The sequence below is a fragment of the Ruminococcus flavefaciens genome, assembly GCF_900116855.1.
GTDB classification, from domain to species: Bacteria; Bacillota; Clostridia; order Oscillospirales; family Ruminococcaceae; genus Ruminococcus; species Ruminococcus flavefaciens_R.
Window position 1 is genome coordinate 103,978 of record NZ_UETD01000014.1, and the last position, 18,008, is coordinate 121,985.

Below are 18,008 nucleotides of genomic sequence, written 5' to 3' on the forward strand. Positions count from 1 at the left end.
ACGTTCTTATCGGGCTACGGACAGCGCTATGAGCTCGCCGCCGCCCTGTGACCTGACCATATCCGTCACAAAATAGCGCATATCGTCCATTGCGTGGTCGTTTTCCTTTACGGGAGCGTCCGCCCCTGCCCTCTCGTTCCAGCAGTACAGCGAGAACTCCCTGATGATGTCGCGGCAGGACTCATGGAAGCGGAGCCTGCCTTGCTTCAGAGCTGTGCTGACCTGACGGATGCCCGATATAACGTCGTTATCCGCCTTTGTCACACGAAATTTCCCGTGGCGTCTTATGCATTCGATAAAGCTGGCGGCAGACGGGTCAACTATGACCTTTTCCACAGCTCTGTCTCCTGCAAGCTCATCAAGAGCGGCGTAGTGCTCCTCATCGGTGCGTGATGAGCCCTCCCGACGGGAGTCGTAGTAATACTCCCTGAGTCGGTACCAGACTCCGCCGCTGAGTCCCCAGAGCCCGAAGGACGAGGGATTTACGGTGCCGTAGTCGCAGGAGATGACATATCGCTCGCAGCTTATATCGCCGCTGAAAACGTGCTTTTCCGCGCTGAACATGGGATAGACCACGCCCTGTGAGGCAGTCCATTTTCCCAGCACGAAGCGGTCGTAAAAGGTGCCCGAGTACATACGCTCATAGCGCTCCCTGACCCTCTTTGTCAGCGAGGGATTGTCCTCCATGGTGAAGTGAAGATAAAGAGCGTTTTTCTGCTTTAGCTTCTTTATCCACTCATTGTAGAACCAGTGGGAGGGATTGTCGGGATTGCAGTTGAACCACATTTTCGAGCCGCTGACAGAGCATCGTGCAAGTGCCTGTTCAACGAAAGACCGCGGCATGAGAGCTACCTCGTCAAAGAATACTCCCGAGAGAGTCATTCCCTGTATCAGCGCCGCGGAGCCCTCGTCCTTGCCGCCGAAAAGGTACACCCTGTTGGTGCTGCCGAGGAAGGTCATATCGAAGTAGTTCCTGCTGACTTTTTCGTTTATGATGTAGCCGTACTCGGTCAGCAGCGGCAGCATGGGCGTTATCACGTTTCTTCGCAGGGAGGTTATGGTCTTGCCGCACATGGCAAAGGAGCCCCCTTTGAAGCATTTGCTCGCCCAGAATATGAAGCCCAGCGACATGGAAAGAGTCTTGCCGCTCCTCACCGCTCCGTCGCAGATTATGGCGTCGCGGTCGCCGTAGTTACGCATATTCCACCATTTCATGGCAAGGAGCTGCTTGTGTGAGAACTCAGTTATCATCATCGTTCTCACTCTCCTCCTCGGCGGTCAGCGCCTTTATAAGGCTCTCTGCCTTGTCACGGTCGCTGAAAGCGTTCTCCAGCTCGAAAAGCTTTTCAAGAGCTTTGAGCCTGTCGAACAGCTTTACCTCAACTCCGCCGCCCTTTACGCGCTTTATCTCGGAGACATTGAAAAGGTCCAGCCTGCCTATGACCTCCGCAGGGGGAAGCTCATCGGCAAAGACCAGATACACCGCGTCTGTGCAGCTCCCGAAGGCGAGCCGTTTAAGTCCCGCGGCTACTGTGCCGCTGTCGGCAAGGAGCTGACGAAGCTGTGATATGAGCTGTCGGCACTCCTCCGTTTTCATAAGCTCTATGCCCTCAGAAAGGGCGGTCTCACGGGGAAAGCCTGCCCTGACAGCCGCCTCCTCGACGCTGCCGAGAGTTACATAATTGCAGCAGAAAGAGTTCAGCCTTGCTTTTGTGTTTCTGTTCAAAAAAATATGACCTCCTTTCGGTAATGAACGAAGACGCCGTTCATAAGTAGTCCGGAAAGGGGGTCAAAACAACGGAAAACCGTTGTATAACTGAAAAAAAGTTTTTGACTTTGTATACCTGCACAAAAGAGAACATCTGTTTCTGTGCAGAGCGTACAAAAAATGCAGGGATGACCTTTAGCGTCCGCAAGGCATAAAAATACCGAGTCTGTAATTTCAGACTCGGTGATCCGTTTTATATAGTAGTTTAGCCTCGGGATGTTTCATCACATGAGCGACTTAAAAAAGCTGCACATATCGTCGTTTGCCTGAGCAGCTTCGGCAAGTCTCACATTGCAGTGGAAAACGTGGCCGAGAGGCTCTTTTTCGGTGCCGTAGAGCTTATACTCGCACCTGACGCCTGCTTTTGCGAGACATTCCGCAAAGGCTGCGGACTCCTCCCTGAGGAAGTCACCCACGGCAGTCATAAGGAAGCAGGGCGGAAAGCTGCTGCTGACCATATCCACCACATTGAGCCTTTCCAGCATAGCAGGATAGTCCTCGTCCCTGAGAAAGTCCCTGAGCGTGGAAACTGTCTTTGAGTCTACGACCTTGTAAAGACCGCAGCTGAGCCCCAGTCCTTTCAGCACGAGTCCCACGGGAACGGTGAAGTCATAGTACTCCGCGTACTTTTTGTCGGTGACGATGAGGGCGTATATCGCCATGCCCAGAGCTCCTGCGGAGTCTCCCACGCCGAAGATATTATCGGTGTCGAAGCCGTACCTGTCCGCATTTTCGAGGAGCCAGCGAAAGACCTCGTTGGTGTCCTCATATGGCGCGGGGTATCTGTATTCGGGAGCCAGACGGTAGGAGTAGTTCACCACGGCAAAGCCCCTTTTTGCAAGCTCCATACAGTAGAACTGATACACGTTCTTGTCGCCGTAGACCCAGCCGCCGCCGTGAAAGCTGACGATGACGGGGAGCTTACCGCTAAGCGCCTTCGGTCTGTACACATCGAGGACATTCCACTGACTGTTGCTGCCGTACTGTATATCATCGAATCGCTCCACCTCGGGAGGAGTAGTGAGACCTGCGTCGCGCTCGGCGTCGCTCATGGCACACATCTCCCTGAAGATAATACTTTTTCTTGACATCGCACCGGCTCCTTAAAGTGATTTTATCCTGTCGGCAGAGTCGCTTATCTCAGCCCACGAATAGTCTATCATATATTCGCCGTGATAGGAATTCATGGCAGCTGCGTCTCCTGCAAACAGGTCATAGAGGTCGCAGTCAACAGCTTCCTTGTTCACCTGTATCTGGCGGTTCTGTTTGATTATGACGTTGTGGAAGCCTGCCGATTCAAGGTCCTTTATGAGGTCAGAGACATACTGCGACACCTTTTTAGATGTAGGTCTGTCGAAGTCCTCCACCTCGAGGACGTCTGCCGCTATCTCCTTGCTGGTGACGGGATAGCCGCACTGGTCTATGAGATAGGCGAAAATTTCCTTGGAAATGGTCCTTGAAAATTTAAGGGGAGCGTCCTCATTGCCGAATACGCGGAAGTTGCCGAAGGTACGCACCTTCAGCTTGCCGCTGTCCTTTTTCTCGGGCTCGGGGACATATCTGAAGTTATCGAACTCGTTCCTGATATCCTCCTCGGTATAGGGCTTCATTATATAGCCGCTGGGACGCATCTGGATAGCTGCAAAGGCGTATTCCGAGTAACTGGTGACAAAGACGATATTGCAGTGAGGTGAAGCCTTTTTCAGCTCTATCGCCACCTGTATGCCTGACATCTTGCCTATGCGGATATCGAGGAATGCGGCATCAAAGGTGTCCTTTTCCTCATATTCGAGGAACTGAGAGGCTCTGCGGAAGGCGACTATCTCCGCATCGGGCTTTACCTTGTGCAGAGTCTCTACCAGCATCTGGAGTGCGTATCTTTCGTCATCAATTGCCAGAATTTTCATTGTTTTTCTCCTTTGGGATAAGTATGATACATTCCGTTCCCTTGTCAGGGACACTGTTGATTATGAGCTTTCCGCCGCACTCATCGCTGAGTCGCTTGCGGACATTGATTATACCTACATGGCTGGCGTCAAGGTTCTCTATCTCATCGGTATCGAAGCCTGCACCGTCATCGGTAATGGTTATCTGATGGAACTGTTCATTCTCCTCGGTGACTATCCTTACGGTGCCGCAGCCGCTTTCCGAGCCGTTGATACCGTGCTTTACGGCGTTTTCCACCATAGGCTGGAGAGTCAGAACGGGCAGCATGAACATATCGTCCTTTATATCGAATTCCACGTTCAGGTCCTCGTCAAAGCGGAGCTTTTCAAGTGAGAGGTACACTCTTGTGTGCTCCAGCTCCTCCTTGATGGAGACAAGTCCCTGACGGCTGAGAGAGTCCACGTTCTTTCTCAGGTATTTCGAGAAGTCGATGAGGGCACTCTTGGTCTTTTCGGAGTCCTTGTCGCAGAGGTAGATTATGGAGGTGAGAGAGTTGTACATGAAGTGGGGCTGTATCTGTGAGAGCGCGATGAGACGGCGGCTCCTTTCCAGCTCAAGCTCGCTGGTACGGAGCTTTACCTTGGTCTCGCTCTGATATATAGCGACCAGATAGAAATAGTATATGATAACGTCGAGGGCAACTATCTCGTCCATAAGGTCAACGACGATATACGCCGCCTCGAGGTAACATTCGAGGATAGTGAGGAAAACGATGAACACTACCGCAACGCCCTTGCTCATCTGTTTTTCCTTGAGGAAAATAATGGAGTATCTCAGAAGGAGCAGCAGATAAAGCATTCCTACGAAATAGGGAAGCAGGAACAGCAGGTCATCGTGGAAATCCAGATGCTTGTCATAGTGGAAGATATACTTGGGACCGAACAGGTTCACCGCCTCGGCAATGATGAGTATGAGCTCGGGCAGAAAGGTTATGTATTTCTTCTTTATGGGGGCTATGAGCAGCAGCAGCGTATACGCTATCATGGGGAACAGGATGTGCTCCGCAGTGGACCTGATGTACATGAACCACATGGCGGTATTGCCTCGATAGTCCATTGTCGCGTCGTAGACCCTCATGAAGAACCATTCCTTCAGCTCCGTGTTCACGATGATTATGGTGAGCATAACGACAATGACGGAGATGTGCTCGGAGCCCCGGGGACTTTCCTTTCGGTTCTCAATTAGCATGATGACGATACCGATTATCATAGCTGCGGAGATAAAGTTATAAGTCAGAAGATGTGACAAAAGCTCCACAGTATCCCCCCTCATTATTAAAAATAAATATATAATAGCATTATATCACATTATGCACTGTTTGTAAAGAAAAGAATTGCCGCTTTTTGTGAATTTTTTTATCGAAGCCTTGCTGCCGCCTGTCATACACCCTCGAACTTTCCACGTTTTCCGCAGTTTTTTACTTTTTTTCAAAAAAATGTAAAAAATGCTGTGTTTTTGTTGAACCATGTGGAACAGGTTATGATATAATAATTACGGGATATGATAAGTATATATCGTGATAGTAGATAAGCGAGGGCGTATGTGCCGCAGCACGGCAGGGGGGTTACAGTCGTGGTGCGTTATGATAATATCGCCGCTGTGTGCCTTGCGTCCTCCTTGCTACGCTATCACCCTCTACGTTATTTATGGCTCCGTTCCTCCTCTCAGCAGTCACGGAGCAATTAAATATGATAATTTCTTTCAAGGGGTTGTATTTATCTTCATTGTTCCTAAGTTGTGTGTATGCGCAGTCATAGTTGACTGCGCCCTTTTTTTGTCCTGACGCAGGCAGCGGCACCGCCTTAAAAAACTGTTCATTTTTGGCTTCTGCAAAATAATATTCTCATTATATCCGATAATGTCATAACGCCGAAATCCCATTGACACCGCCATTTTTAAATGCTAAAATGAAGTCGGAAAGCAAACGTGAAAAGATCATACTTCACATAAAAACAGAAAGGAAGATCACAGATGAAAGCATTTAAAAAGACTATGGCGGGTCTTTGTGCGCTGTTCATCAGCGCAGGCTGTGTGTCCGTTTCAGGCACTGCGGACAGACAGACAAAGGCTTTTGCAGCAGCTAAGGACATCTCCTCACAGATGGAATGGGGCACCCTCAGAATAGGCGGAGGCGGCTTCGTTTCGGGAATCGTCACAGGCAAGAAGGAAATGTACGCAAGAACAGACGTAGGCGGCGCGTACAAGTACAACTATGACACAGAGAGCTGGGAGCAGCTTTTCGGCTTCCTCACCGAGGCTGACCGCGGACTCCTCAGCGTTGACGCAATGGCAATAGACCCCACTGATGACAACACGGTGTACTTCCTCTGCGGCTGTGCATATTTCTCAGCCGAGAAGACGGTCATATTCAAGACCACCGACGGCGGCAAGACCTTCAAGGAGATAAATGTCACCAACCTTATAAAGGTAATGGGCAACGGTGACGGACGCCAGTGCGGCGAGTCCATCGCTGTAGACCCCGACAACCCCAAGGTAATATATGCAGGCGGCGACGTTACTGCCGATGAGAAGTCAAAGTCCGCACTCATCAAGTCCACCGACGGCGGCGAGACATGGGAGCCTGTTATCGGCTACGATGACCTTGGACTTTTCAAGGCTACAACAAAGTGGCCCACATGGACGGATAATATTGCACGCTCAGTTACCTCCGACGCCTACAACAACCAGAACGGCGTTGCGAATATAGCTATCTCAGACGGAAAGGTATATGTGGGAACTTCCATTAAGGGAACTGCCAACGTTCACGTTGCAAGCACAAAGGACGACAAGTTCACCGCACTCAGCAAGGACCTCCCCACAGACCACTTCCCCTCGCGTATAAATGTTGACGCCAACGGCAACCTCATCATCACCTACATGGCAGGACTTGCCTTCGGCGGAACCTCCGGCGGTGCTTACAAGTACGATGTCAAGGCAGGCAAGGCTACTGATATCTCTCCCTCGGGCAACGGCTTCGGCGAGATATATCCCGCCCCCAAGAACCCCGACCACCTTATCGCAACTACCTGCGGCGTATGGGCAGGACAGATGTATTCTGCCGACGCATGGGACAGAGATGCAGTTGCATGGGGCGACCAGTTCTTCCGCTCTACTGACGGCGGAAAGACATGGGAGGGCATAACTCCCGGCAAGGAAAAAGGCTGGAACCAGCCCTGCGAGGCTGACTATATACAGACAGGCGGCTATGACTGGATAAAGGACAAGGCTATCCACTGGGTAGGCGCAATGGTCCTCGACCCCAGAGATCCCTCAAGAGCATTCCTCACCTCGGGCAACGGCTCATTCGTATGCACCGATATATGGGGCGAGCTTCCTGTTTACACCTTCCATCCCGACGGTATCGAGGAAGTCGTTTCCCTTGATTTCACCAGCACCAAGGACGGTCTGGACCTGTCCGCTATCGGCGACTATGACGGCTTCGTTCACGAGTCCGAGGATAAGATAGGACTCCAGTACAAGCCCAACATGGGCTCCACCTCAGCTATCGCCGTATGCCCTCAGAATACAGATGTATGGGCAAGAATAGCCGAGGGCGACAACGGCGGCGGCTACTACACCACTGACCGCGGCAAGACATGGAATTCCTTTTCACCTGCTGCAAAGGGCGGCAAGCTGGCTATCGCAGAGATAAGTGCAGGCAAGTACCGCATATTCAATACAGGCAAGGACGACGGCGCAGTTTCCTACAGCGATGACTGGGGCAAAACATGGAGCAAGTGTGAAGGTATCCCATCACAGTACGGCTCCAAGTCCACAATGCTTCTCATCGAGCCCGATGACCCCAATACAGTCTATGCCTATGCAACATACTTCAACTCCTCATGGCATTACTCAAAGGACGAGCCCGATGCTACCGATGCACAGTATAAGTTCTGCGTCAGCACCGACGGCGGCAAGACCTTTACCTCCACAGACGTTTGTATGTACGACCAGTGCGACAGCGCAGGACGTATCGCATACCTCGGCAAGGGACACCTTATCCTCGGCGGCGGCTGGTACGGAATGTACGATGCTGTTGTAAAGGACGGCAAGGCGACTATAACCAAGCTGGACAACGTGAGCTACTGCAAGACCGCAGGCTACGGCGCTCCCGAAAAGGCTGGCGGCCCCAATACCATCTACTTCTACGGCAAGCCCGAGGACTCAGACCCCGAGGGTATCTACCGCTCAACAGACGGCTGCAAGACATGGGTATGCATCAATACCGACCACCTCTACGGCGGCACAGGCAACGGCAACTACATCGTAGGCGATATGGACGAGTTCGGCAAGGTATATATGTCCACAGTAGGCTGCGGTATCGTATACGGAAAGCTCTCAGGCAGTGAGCCTGCACCCTCCAAGACTACCACAACTACCGCAAAGACAACAACTACCACCACATCGACTACCACAGCAGTTACCACCACCACAGACAAGAATTACAAAGCAGGTGACGCAAACTGTGACGGTACAGTTGAGCTGGCTGACGCTATCCTCATCATGCAGAGCCTTGCAAATCCCAACAAGTATGTTATTACGGAACAGGGCAAGCTCAATGGTGACGTTGACAAGTCCACTACGGGACTTACCTCCAACGATGCGCTGAAGATACAGGAGTTCCTGCTTCACAAGATAGAAAGTCTTTAATTACCGATAATCAAAAATGAGCCATAGTATTTCTGATACGATATCAGAGGTACTATGGCTTTTTTGTTGACAATAGTATAAATCAAAATTTAGCTTTGCTAAATTTTGATTTAAGCCGTTAGCCCATAGCCATTAGCCGTTAGCCTGATGTAGGGGCGGCGTTCCGCCGCCCGATAATAAAGCGGCGAAGCCGCTTCCTAATGGCTAAAAGCTAAAGGCTAAGGGCTTTCAAAGGACTACCAGCCGTTCAAGTTCTGCCTTGTCGCTGCGCCAGTGGGGGCACACTCTGTCCAGAAGGGAATAAAAGTCCCGCGAGTGGTTCGGATAGATGAAATGACAGAACTCATGTGCCACAACATGGGCGATACAGTGCAGCGGTGCTTCGATGAGATAGCGGTTCAGCACTATCATGCCCTTGGTGTAGTGGCAGCTTCCCCAGCGGGCTTTCATTGCCCTTATCTTCAGCTGAGGGAAGGGGACTCCCATAGCGGCGAATTGAGGATATATCTCCCTCATAAGGTTGGTGAATACCTCCCTGCACCTGCCGTCCAGCCATTTAGCGTAGAGCCGTTCTGCACGGGTAAGGTCGGAGCTGTCCCTGAGGGCAATGACGATACGCTGTCCCTCAGCGGTGACGCTCTCTGCCGCGGACTGCACCATGCAGAGCTCCATAGGTCTGCCCAGATGCATGACTGCGGCGCCCTGTGCAAACCTGCGCTCCTTTGCGGCGGTCTCGGTGCGGCTGCGGAAGTGTTCCTGCGCCTGCTTTATATAGCTGCATTTTGCGGCGATGAAGCTTTCTATCTCCCTTACGGGTACACGGCTCGGCGCGGACACATATACCGTTCCGTCCCTGCGGACGCGGAGATTTATGTTCTTCACCTTCTTGCGCTCAAGAGTGTACTCTATGCAGCCTGCGGGCGTTTTTGCTGTTCTCACTGATGATGATACTGCTTTCATTTGTTCATTTCCTTTTTCGGTGAGCGGCTTAGCGTTTGATCATATGTATTATAACACAGCTTCGGAAATTGTTCAATAAAGTTTTTCGGAGAAAATTTCAAAAACCCCTTGACAAATCGGATTTCTTGTGCTATAATCCAAGACATAAGCTGTGAGGAAGACACGCAGAGGATTGCCAATGTCTGCAGAGAGCCGACGGTAGGTGTGAGTCGGTGATAAGCAATGCTATGTATCCCTTCTGAGCCGAAGTGCTGAAAGTTTCAGTAAGCGCTTCCGTGATTCTGCGTCAATGAATAGGACTTGCTGGAGTCTGAAGTGGTGTTACGCAATAGCGGCACAATTTGAGTGGTACCGCGGGTAATCAGGATTGATACTCGTCTCAAAGTTCATCTTTGAGACGAGTTTTTTGTTTTTACGCGGCAAATGTCGGCAGTATTTCACAGCGCCCGTTTCATTTTCCAGTACAAAAAATATTTTTTAAAGGAGAGATAATTATGAGCGACATGATGAATTTACAGAATGCAGAGACAAGGATCAAAGAGGTCGCAGAGCGTATCGCAAGCCTGCGTGAGGACTTGGGCATATCCGTTGAGGAAATGGCTGTTATCACAGATTATTCAGTGGATGAGTACAAGAGACTGGAATCGGGCGAGCAGGACTTCAGCTTTACTTTTATATATAAATGCGCCAATGCTTTTCACGTTGAGATAACCGAGCTCATGGAGGGCAGCAGCCCCGAGCTCAGCGGCTACACTGTTACCAGAAAGGGCGAGGGAGTTCCCATCGTCCGCAGAAAGGGCTTTACCTATAACCGCCTTGCTGCTAAGTTCAAGAACAAGTCCGTGGAGCCCTTCCACGTCGTTATCCCCTATTCCGAGGAGGCTCTCTCCCAGCCCCTCCACATGGCAAGCCACGAGGGTCAGGAAATGGATATCGTTCTCAAGGGAACTCTCCGCATGACTGTTGGCTCACATACAGAGATACTCCACGAGGGCGACTGTATCTACTACGACAGCTCCATGCCCCACGATGAAGTGGCTCTCGGCGGCGAGGACTGCGAGATATACGCTTTCGTTATGCCTCCCAAGGGCACCACAGGCATGACCGAGTACCGCGAGCAGGTGGCTGAGCATCACATCACCAATGTTGACAAGGCAGGTCTTCTCCACCCCGTTTCAGAGAAGTTCGTCAAGTGCGAGACCAATGAGCAGGGAATCCTCAGCGCCGTTAACTTTGAAAATCAGGATAAGTTCAACTTCGCTTATGATATCGTGGACGCTATGGCTGAGAAATGTCCCGACAAGACCGCTATGATCTATGTTGACGTCAACAAGAACGAGCGCACATTCACTTTCAAGGACATCAAGAAGTACTCCTGCCAGACCGCTAATTACTTCAAATCTCTCGGCATAAAGAAGGGCGACAGAGTTATGCTGGTGCTGAAGCGCCATTACCAGTTCTGGTTCTCTATCATCGCTCTCCACCGTATAGGTGCTCTTGTTATCCCTGCTTCAAATATGCTCAGGAAGCACGACTTCGAGTATCGCTTCAACTCCGCTGAGGTATCGGCTATCGTCTGCACAGCTGACGGCGATGTGGCAAATGAGGTGGATCTCGCCTGTGCGGTTTCTCCCACACTGAAAACAAAGATACTGGTAAACGGTCAGCGTGAGGGCTGGCACGACTTCAACGCAGAGCTCTCCGCTTACAGCACTCACTTCGAGCGCACAGAGGACACTCCCTGCGGCACAGACCCCATGCTCATCTTCTTCAGCTCGGGTACTTCGGGCAATCCCAAGCTTGTCCTCCACAGCTATCAGTACCCCCTCGGTCACTACGTTACTGCACGCTACTGGCAGAACGCCGACCCCAACGGTCTCCACTTCACTATTTCCGATACCGGCTGGGGCAAGGCTCTCTGGGGCAAGCTCTACGGTCAGTGGATGTGTGAGGCTGCCGTATTTGTCTATGACTTTGACCGCTTCCACGCAGATGATATACTCCCCATGTTCAGGAAGTACAATATCACTTCATTCTGCGCTCCTCCTACTATGTACCGCTTCTTCATCAAGGAGGACCTTTCAAAGTATGATCTTTCATCACTGAAATACGCCTGCATCGCAGGTGAAGCTCTCAATCCCGAGGTATTCCACCAGTTCTACAAGGCTACGGGCATCAAGCTCATGGAGGGCTTCGGTCAGACCGAGACTACGCTCTCTATCGCTAACGTTGTTGGTATGGAGCCCAAGCCCGGCAGCATGGGCAAGCCCAATCCCCAGTATGAAGTTCAGGTGCTCATGCCCGACGGTACTCCCGCAAGTGTGGGCGAGACAGGCGAGATATGCATAAAGCTCAAGGATGCCACAGCTCCCGGTTACGGCGTTCCCGGACTGGCTCTGTGCTATTACGGCGACGAGGAAAACACTGCCGAGACATGGCGCGACGGCTACTATCACACAGGCGATACCGCTTGGGTGGACGAGGACGGCTATTTCTGGTATGTCGGTCGTGTTGACGACGTTATCAAGTCCTCGGGCTACCGTATCGGACCCTTCGAGATCGAAAGCGTTCTCATGGAGCTTCCCTATGTGCTGGAGTGTGCTGTAACAGGCGTTCCCGACGAGATAAGAGGTCAGGTGGTAAAGGCTACCATCGTCCTCACCAAGGATAAGACTCCCTCGGAGGAGCTGGTCAAGGAGATCAAGGAGTACGTCAAGAACGGTACCGCTCCTTACAAGTACCCCCGTGTGGTAGAGTTCGTGGATGAGCTCCCCAAGACCGTGGGAAGCGGCAAGATCCGCCGTGCAGCTATCCGCGAGATGGATAAGGCAAAGTATCAGAAGTAATAAGAAGGACCTTTCTGCAATACGGATACCCATATATAAGTTCTGCCCCTGAGTGTTATAACGCACACAGGGGCATTATTCATTAGTAAGATAAATCGGAATTTAACACCTTCGGTGTTAAATTCCGAAGCCCTTAGCCTTTAGCTTTTAGCCATTAGGAAGCGGCTTCGCCGCTTTATTATCGGGCGGCGGAACGCCGCCCCTACATCAGGCTAACGGCTAATGGCTATGGGCTAACGGCTTAAATCATAATTTAGCTTTGCTAAATTATGATTTATCTAAATGAAGGATTTCTGTTTTATCTGCTCTTTATGTAATTCCTGACCTTTTCAAATATCCGCGATTTTATTTTCAGGGGAGATATCCCGGGAAGGGCGTCTATGGAGAAAAATCTCTGTTCATAGACTTCTTTCTCCTGAACTTTCAATTCACCCGAAAAATCACGGCAGATATAAATTATAACAGCAAGATAGACCTGATCTCCGTTGGGATATTCGTAAAAAGTGTCCTCTCCTGATAATTCCATAAAATATTCGAGCTTACCACAGGTCAGTCCTGTTTCTTCAAATACTTCTCTGCGAGCACATTCCTCAAAGCTCTCGCCAAGCTCCATTGAGCCTGCGGGATAGTCCCAGTAGTCGTTGTCGGTGCGCCTGCCGAGAAGTATCTCGTTTTTATCATTTATTATTATTACACCTGCACCCGCCATTATAAGTGGTCTGCTGCCAAGTTCCTTGCGAAGATCTAAAATATATCCCATTGTTTATCCCTCCATAGATTTACATACATTATATCATAAAAGCGAAGCGTTATGATATAATTGCCCGATATGCAGGGAGCTGATCTGTGATCAGCGTATCTGCAAGGGCATTTAGATAAAATATAATGAACGTTTTGCGTTCATTATATCATAAAAGCGGAGCGTTATGATATAATTGCCCGATATGCAGGGAGTTGATCAGAGATCAGCGTATCTGTAAGGGCATTTAGATAAAATATAATGAGCGTTTTGCGTTCATTATATCATAAAAGCGCGGAAATAGCAAGATACGAGGAGATAAAGTGATTTTTTGTAAAGCACTGCCGCGAAACAGGGGGCGGCGGCTCGCCGCTTATATTACGTTATGTAGGGCTTTTTCTTGATATACAGGATATATTTCCCTGTGCTGATTACGCTTATACCGCTGCCAAATCAGTAATCAACACATTTTTATACACAAATAATCCCCCTGAACCATAAGTAGTTCAGGGGGATCGTTATTAACATCAGTTATCCGTGTACACGGGCGCAAATGCTAATCGTATGTGCAGATCAACTCTGATGAGTTATAATTAATTCTTGTCAGCGATAGCAGCCTGTATGGTTGATCATCCGGGCAGGCATTTTTCCTTTTACGCGAAGCGGACTCCCCGTCAGGGGAGCCCGTTATCTCGTCGATATTTACGACAGCTTTGTTCCGTCTGCCGTTGACATTGCCTTTTATTGCACCTGTATAGTTCTCGCTGTATCTGATGTTGAAGATGTAGCTGTTGGAGTTGACTACCTGTACGCTGCTGATGAGCTTATCCATAAATGCTGCGGAAGCTCCGCCCTTGAAGTCAGACATTGCGTGAAGTGTCTGTTCAATATTGCGTATGCTTGCCTTGAAGCTTTCTGCATTATCCTTCGGCACTTCCTCAGCAGAAACATTGAGCAGTCTCTTCTTTTCACCTATCTCCGCTTGAATTTTACTGTGCTTTTGGGTGAACGACTCCTTTGTAAGCACTCCTTCGGCTCTCATATCTATGAGGTTGTCGATCTTGCTTTCGAGTGCTTTTATCTCTGCAAGTATCTCACTGTCGCTCTTGTGTGTCTCGGGTGATGTATCGTCAGGGCGATAATATTTCTTCACAAGCTCAAGTACTTTTGCAAATACCGCTCGCTTGTTTACGAATGTATCCTCGAAGATATGCTCAGCAATGAGATCAAGCCGCCACTGCGGAAGCATTTTCATTTCGCAGAAGTCAGTGGTGTCAAGTCTTGCTTCTCTGCGGACCTTTGCACTGCCGTGATTGAGCTTGTTGTAGCAGCGGTATCCCCAGCTCGGAACTCCCGCCTTGTTCTTGCCCCACAGGTCACGTCTGAAACCCGAGCCGCAGGAGCATATCAGCTTGTTGGTCCACATATTTGTTGAGGGATTGCACCTCGACCTCAGCACTGTTCCACCGACTACCAGCGTCGGCTTTTTCTTTGATCTGCGCATCGCATTTGCCTTGTACCACTTGTCCTCATCGATGATAGCTTCAAACTTTTTCTCACCGATGATGTATGTGTCCTCATCCTGATTTATTATACGCCGCTGGTCGAGATAATTATTGTTGTGGGACTTATTGTATACCACTCGTCCCATATATGTTGCGTTGCGGATGATGCGCAGGATATTTCCGGAGTCCCACTTCACAGCTCCAGAAGCGTTTTTGTAATGGAGCCGTGTCAGCTCATCGCCTATCTTCTTGCCGCCAAGCCCTTGCAGGTACAGGTCGAATATCATTCGGACCGTCTCTGCCTGCTCGGGATCAACGACATAGGTCTCGCCGACTTTGTTGTAGCCGAGAATATTTCCGTTGCCGTACAGTATTCCTTTTTCACGGCTTACCATCTGACCTGCACGAACTCTCTCCGAGACCTTTCGGCTCTCGTCCTGCGCCAGCGTAGCCATAAGCGAGAGCCGAAGCTCTCCGTCGCCGTCCATCGTCCAGATGTTGTCCTCGACGAAGAATACTTCAACTCCTATGTTGCGGAGCTCTCTTGTGAAGGAGAGTGTGTCCATCGTGTTTCTTGCAAATCGGCATACCTCACGGGTAACTATCAGGTCGAACTTTCCGTTCTTAGCGTCCGCTATCATTCTCAGAAACGATGGACGCTTCTTCGCCTGCGTACCTGTAATGCCTTCGTCTATGTAGCGGTCAACTACATTCCAGTTCGGATGATATTTTTTCTGATCCTCATACCACTGGATCTGGTTTTCGAGTGCAGACAACTGCGCCTCATGATCTGTTGATACTCTTCCATAGAAAACCACCTGTCGCGGACGGTTCCTATCGAGCATTATGTTATTGTACATCAAGCCACCATTCCTTTCGTATCATTTTCAGCCTTGTTCTTGAATTCATTTTTGATGATGTTGAAGTATGTGGCGCTGTTAATAACTCCTTTCTCAAACAGCGCTTCGATGAGACATTTTACTGCAAAGTCCGTATCGATTTTTGTCATACTCTGCCCTCCGTACGCAACATTGTACCACTATTCAATTCAAAATGTAATCACCAATACCACCAGATTTTTTCTCACGTCTGTGTGCAGTATTGACATTGTTTTTTGTCCTCTGACGCAAGCCATACTTCCCTAAGTACAGCCTTTGGTGAGCGCTTTTTAATATTTTGACTCCATACTTTTGGATGAAAGAGATTTTTGACTCCAATTTGCAAATTCTACATTCTCCGATTTTTCGGCGGGCACTGCCCGTCCGATGTGGAATGGCGGGCGCAAATGACGCCAGCCTTTTTCCTGCAAACCAAAAAGGGGCACGGGTTCTCCCGTTTTCAGCGGCAGGGCGGAATGCCGTCTGCGATGCTTGCCTTCCCAAAAGGGAAGACTTTTTGTCACTGCCGCCACTTTTTCTCTGCCAATAGTATTTGTGTGGTATCCCCACACTCGCTCCACGTTGCGCGACAACCGCATTCAACGGGAGCGGTGGGGTAACTATACCATTTTGGTTTTGAAGGCGGCAAAAAGGGTGCCCCTTTCGCCTGTTTCGCAGGCACAGCATCCGAACCGTTGCTGTACCGCTCGGTAACGCTGCTTTTCCTGTCAGGCAAGCTGTTCTATCAGGGGCTTTCTGCGCGTGTTTCTGATAATCAATCCTTGCACGGTTACTGTCACAGTTATCATTGCAAAGAAAAGAAGGCGCATAGTTTATATTATCTTTGGTAGTTAATATATATCTCCCTTCTTAGCTATAATAATATATTATCTTGTATACTTAATATATAAGCCTATGACATCATGACACAGCCCCTATGACAATTAACTTTTGAACTGAAGTGCAAGCTCTGCGTCGCGGAGCTTGTCCTCGTCCATGTCATAATTCAGAAATGCGACCTCGTATGAGTTCTCAACCTGACGACCGTTGTCAGCGTAATTGTTGTGGATACGAATGATGTCCTTCTGCGCAAGAGTTTTCAGTGCGCGCTCAACATTGCTCACTGACATTGCAGTATCTCTTGCAATACCTGTGCGGCTTATGGTCGAGGTTTTCTTTTCGCTGTCGCAGTAACAGAGTAAATCCATCACCACCTTGAACTCGGCAGGTGTAGTGATGTTGAGGTGCTGTTGACAAACCCTCGACATTGAGTGCTGAATATGGTATAATATAAGTGTCGAAAGTGAGGTAGCAGCGATGTTAAAAAGAGCTGAAAGCAAGCAAATGAAAATGTCATTTGTGACACTTGAAGAACTAATGCCACAGGAGCATTTTTTGCGAGATTTGGATAGACTTGTAGATTTTGATTTCATCTATGACAAGGTAGCTGACCTGTATTCAAATACAGGAAGACCTTCGATTGATCCTGTTGTAATGATAAAAATGCTATTAATTGGATATATCTACGGTATCGATTCTGAGCGTAAGCTTGAACAGGAGATCACCGTAAATATTGCTTACCGCTGGTTCTTAGGAATTGACTTTGATGAACGTGTTCCGGATCACTCAACTATCTCACAGCTCCGTCGCAGAAAATTTGATGGTACAACAATTTTTAGAGATGTCTTTGATGAGATCGTTCGTAAGTGTTTCGAGGCAGGTCTTATTGACGGAAAGCTCCTTCTGACTGACTCTACACACATCAGAGCGAATGCACGTAATGACCTGCGTGAAGTCATTGAAGTACCTGATACTCCAAGTGAATATATACAGAAGCTTGATCGTGAGGCATATGAACTCGGTCTTATCAAAGAGCCTGTTGAATACGATACTACTAAAACTAAAGAGATCACCAAAAGCGTTACAGATCCTGAATGCGGACTGATGAAGCGTCCGGGAAAGCCTACAGGATTTCACTATCTGAATCATCAGACCTGCGATTCAAAGCATGGAATGATTACTGATGTTTTTGTTACTGCTGGAAATATCAAGGATTCTGTTCCTCACGTTAAACGAATCGAGTACCAAATTGAAAAATTCGGTTTCAATCCTGATGCAATCTGTGCGGATGGCGGATATGACAGTCGAGAAGTATATGAAGCAATGATAAAAAAAGATATTGCAGCATATATACCGCAACGAGAGAAACCTACTCCTAACTGTAATTATACTGAAGAATACTCGCCAAATAACTTCATATATGATACCGACAATGATTGTTATCTTTGTCCCGCAGGGAGAATACTAAAGTATTCATCTTATTGCAAAGGTAAAGGCGTAAAACGTTATGCTGCCAAAAAATCAGAGTGTCAAAACTGTCCACATAAGGAAAAATGTATAGGTAAGTCGAAAATTGGAAGACGGATTGAACGTCATCTTCATGAAGAAGCCAAAGAAAAACAAATGCAACATGCCGGAACGCCTGAGTACTATGAAGCTATGCGGCTGCGAAAAATATGGTGCGAGGGAAATTTCTCTCATCAAAAAGAACGACATAATTTAAGACGCACCCGAAAGAGGGGCATTGAACGAGTTACTGAGCAATGCCTCTTATCGGCATGCGCATTAAACTTAAAAAGGCTTGTAGAGATACTATTTTTACTTCAATATTCAGCTATTATTCCAGTCCGAAAGCTATTCGGACTGTTTTTATTG

General features: G+C 48.9%; 13 protein-coding genes and 1 other annotated feature. Of the genes, 3 read left to right on the top strand and 10 right to left on the bottom strand.

Going from position 1 to position 18,008, the window contains the following annotated elements:
- Positions 1-6: 6 nt before the first annotated feature.
- The 5 genes from DSZ37_RS14920 to DSZ37_RS14940 form a co-directional block, all read right to left on the bottom strand.
- Positions 7-1,254 carry a PBSX family phage terminase large subunit gene (locus DSZ37_RS14920; protein WP_109727670.1) on the bottom strand — a complete coding sequence of 416 codons (1,248 nt, stop codon included), beginning with the start codon at positions 1,252-1,254 and terminating at the stop codon, positions 7-9.
- On the bottom strand, positions 1,241-1,726 hold the full coding sequence (locus DSZ37_RS14925; RefSeq protein WP_109727671.1) for a terminase small subunit: 486 nt from the start codon (positions 1,724-1,726) through the stop codon (positions 1,241-1,243). Before DSZ37_RS14925 ends, DSZ37_RS14920 begins: the two co-directional genes overlap by 14 nt.
- Positions 1,727-1,992: 266 nt before the next feature.
- The gene (locus DSZ37_RS14930) at positions 1,993-2,859 is read right to left on the bottom strand and encodes an alpha/beta hydrolase (protein ID WP_109727672.1); all 867 of its coding nucleotides are present in this window, start codon (positions 2,857-2,859) and stop codon (positions 1,993-1,995) included.
- Between the two features lie 12 nt (positions 2,860-2,871).
- Positions 2,872-3,675, bottom strand: a complete 804-nt coding sequence (locus tag DSZ37_RS14935) for a LytR/AlgR family response regulator transcription factor (protein ID WP_109727673.1) — start codon at positions 3,673-3,675, stop codon at positions 2,872-2,874.
- A complete protein-coding gene (locus tag DSZ37_RS14940) occupies positions 3,656-4,972 on the bottom strand; it encodes a sensor histidine kinase (RefSeq protein ID WP_173385681.1) in 1,317 nt (438 codons plus the stop codon). Before DSZ37_RS14940 ends, DSZ37_RS14935 begins: the two co-directional genes overlap by 20 nt.
- Before the next feature lie 714 nt (positions 4,973-5,686).
- On the opposite strand from DSZ37_RS14940, the gene DSZ37_RS14945 reads away from it, so the two are divergent.
- The gene (locus DSZ37_RS14945; protein ID WP_109727675.1) at positions 5,687-8,365 is read left to right on the top strand and encodes a 1,4-beta-glucanase; all 2,679 of its coding nucleotides are present in this window, start codon (positions 5,687-5,689) and stop codon (positions 8,363-8,365) included.
- 228 nt (positions 8,366-8,593) lie between these two features.
- Here DSZ37_RS14945 and DSZ37_RS14950 read toward each other — a convergent pair whose 3' ends face one another.
- On the bottom strand, positions 8,594-9,325 hold the full coding sequence (locus DSZ37_RS14950; RefSeq protein WP_109727676.1) for a M48 family metallopeptidase: 732 nt from the start codon (positions 9,323-9,325) through the stop codon (positions 8,594-8,596).
- 142 nt (positions 9,326-9,467) lie between these two features.
- Positions 9,468-9,710: a binding site (T-box leader), on the top strand.
- Between the two features lie 109 nt (positions 9,711-9,819).
- Between DSZ37_RS14950 and DSZ37_RS14955 the strand changes: the two genes are divergently transcribed.
- Complete coding sequence (locus tag DSZ37_RS14955; protein WP_109727677.1) at positions 9,820-12,171, top strand: AMP-binding protein; 2,352 nt, start codon at positions 9,820-9,822, stop codon at positions 12,169-12,171.
- 298 nt (positions 12,172-12,469) lie between these two features.
- Here DSZ37_RS14955 and DSZ37_RS14960 read toward each other — a convergent pair whose 3' ends face one another.
- From DSZ37_RS14960 to DSZ37_RS14975, 4 genes are all read right to left on the bottom strand, one after another.
- Positions 12,470-12,931, bottom strand: a complete 462-nt coding sequence (locus tag DSZ37_RS14960; RefSeq protein ID WP_109727678.1) for an NUDIX hydrolase — start codon at positions 12,929-12,931, stop codon at positions 12,470-12,472.
- Positions 12,932-13,466: 535 nt separating this feature from the next.
- The gene (locus tag DSZ37_RS14965) at positions 13,467-15,275 is read right to left on the bottom strand and encodes a recombinase family protein (protein WP_109727679.1); all 1,809 of its coding nucleotides are present in this window, start codon (positions 15,273-15,275) and stop codon (positions 13,467-13,469) included.
- The gene (locus DSZ37_RS17810) at positions 15,275-15,424 is read right to left on the bottom strand and encodes a hypothetical protein (RefSeq protein WP_155267021.1); all 150 of its coding nucleotides are present in this window, start codon (positions 15,422-15,424) and stop codon (positions 15,275-15,277) included. Before DSZ37_RS17810 ends, DSZ37_RS14965 begins: the two co-directional genes overlap by 1 nt.
- An 813-nt stretch (positions 15,425-16,237) precedes the next feature.
- The gene (locus DSZ37_RS14975; protein WP_109727681.1) at positions 16,238-16,501 is read right to left on the bottom strand and encodes a hypothetical protein; all 264 of its coding nucleotides are present in this window, start codon (positions 16,499-16,501) and stop codon (positions 16,238-16,240) included.
- A 109-nt stretch (positions 16,502-16,610) separates the two neighbouring features.
- Between DSZ37_RS14975 and DSZ37_RS14980 the strand changes: the two genes are divergently transcribed.
- The coding region (locus DSZ37_RS14980; protein WP_109727682.1) for a transposase at positions 16,611-18,008 on the top strand (1,398 nt) is incomplete at its 3' end.

Excerpts from the sequence above, each read along its gene's own strand:
- DSZ37_RS14950 (WP_109727676.1), bottom strand. The coding sequence starts at position 9,325 with ATGAAAGCAGTATCATCATCAGTGAGAACAGCAAAAACGCCCGCAGGC.
- DSZ37_RS14975 (WP_109727681.1), bottom strand. The coding sequence starts at position 16,501 with ATGGATTTACTCTGTTACTGCGACAGCGAAAAGAAAACCTCGACCATA.
- DSZ37_RS14920 (WP_109727670.1), bottom strand. The coding sequence starts at position 1,254 with ATGATGATAACTGAGTTCTCACACAAGCAGCTCCTTGCCATGAAATGG.
- DSZ37_RS14930 (WP_109727672.1), bottom strand. The coding sequence starts at position 2,859 with ATGTCAAGAAAAAGTATTATCTTCAGGGAGATGTGTGCCATGAGCGAC.
- DSZ37_RS14935 (WP_109727673.1), bottom strand. The coding sequence starts at position 3,675 with ATGAAAATTCTGGCAATTGATGACGAAAGATACGCACTCCAGATGCTG.
- DSZ37_RS14965 (WP_109727679.1), bottom strand. The coding sequence starts at position 15,275 with ATGTACAATAACATAATGCTCGATAGGAACCGTCCGCGACAGGTGGTT.
- DSZ37_RS14955 (WP_109727677.1), top strand. The coding sequence starts at position 9,820 with ATGAGCGACATGATGAATTTACAGAATGCAGAGACAAGGATCAAAGAG.
- DSZ37_RS14945 (WP_109727675.1), top strand. The coding sequence starts at position 5,687 with ATGAAAGCATTTAAAAAGACTATGGCGGGTCTTTGTGCGCTGTTCATC.
- DSZ37_RS14960 (WP_109727678.1), bottom strand. The coding sequence starts at position 12,931 with ATGGGATATATTTTAGATCTTCGCAAGGAACTTGGCAGCAGACCACTT.
- DSZ37_RS17810 (WP_155267021.1), bottom strand. The coding sequence starts at position 15,424 with ATGACAAAAATCGATACGGACTTTGCAGTAAAATGTCTCATCGAAGCG.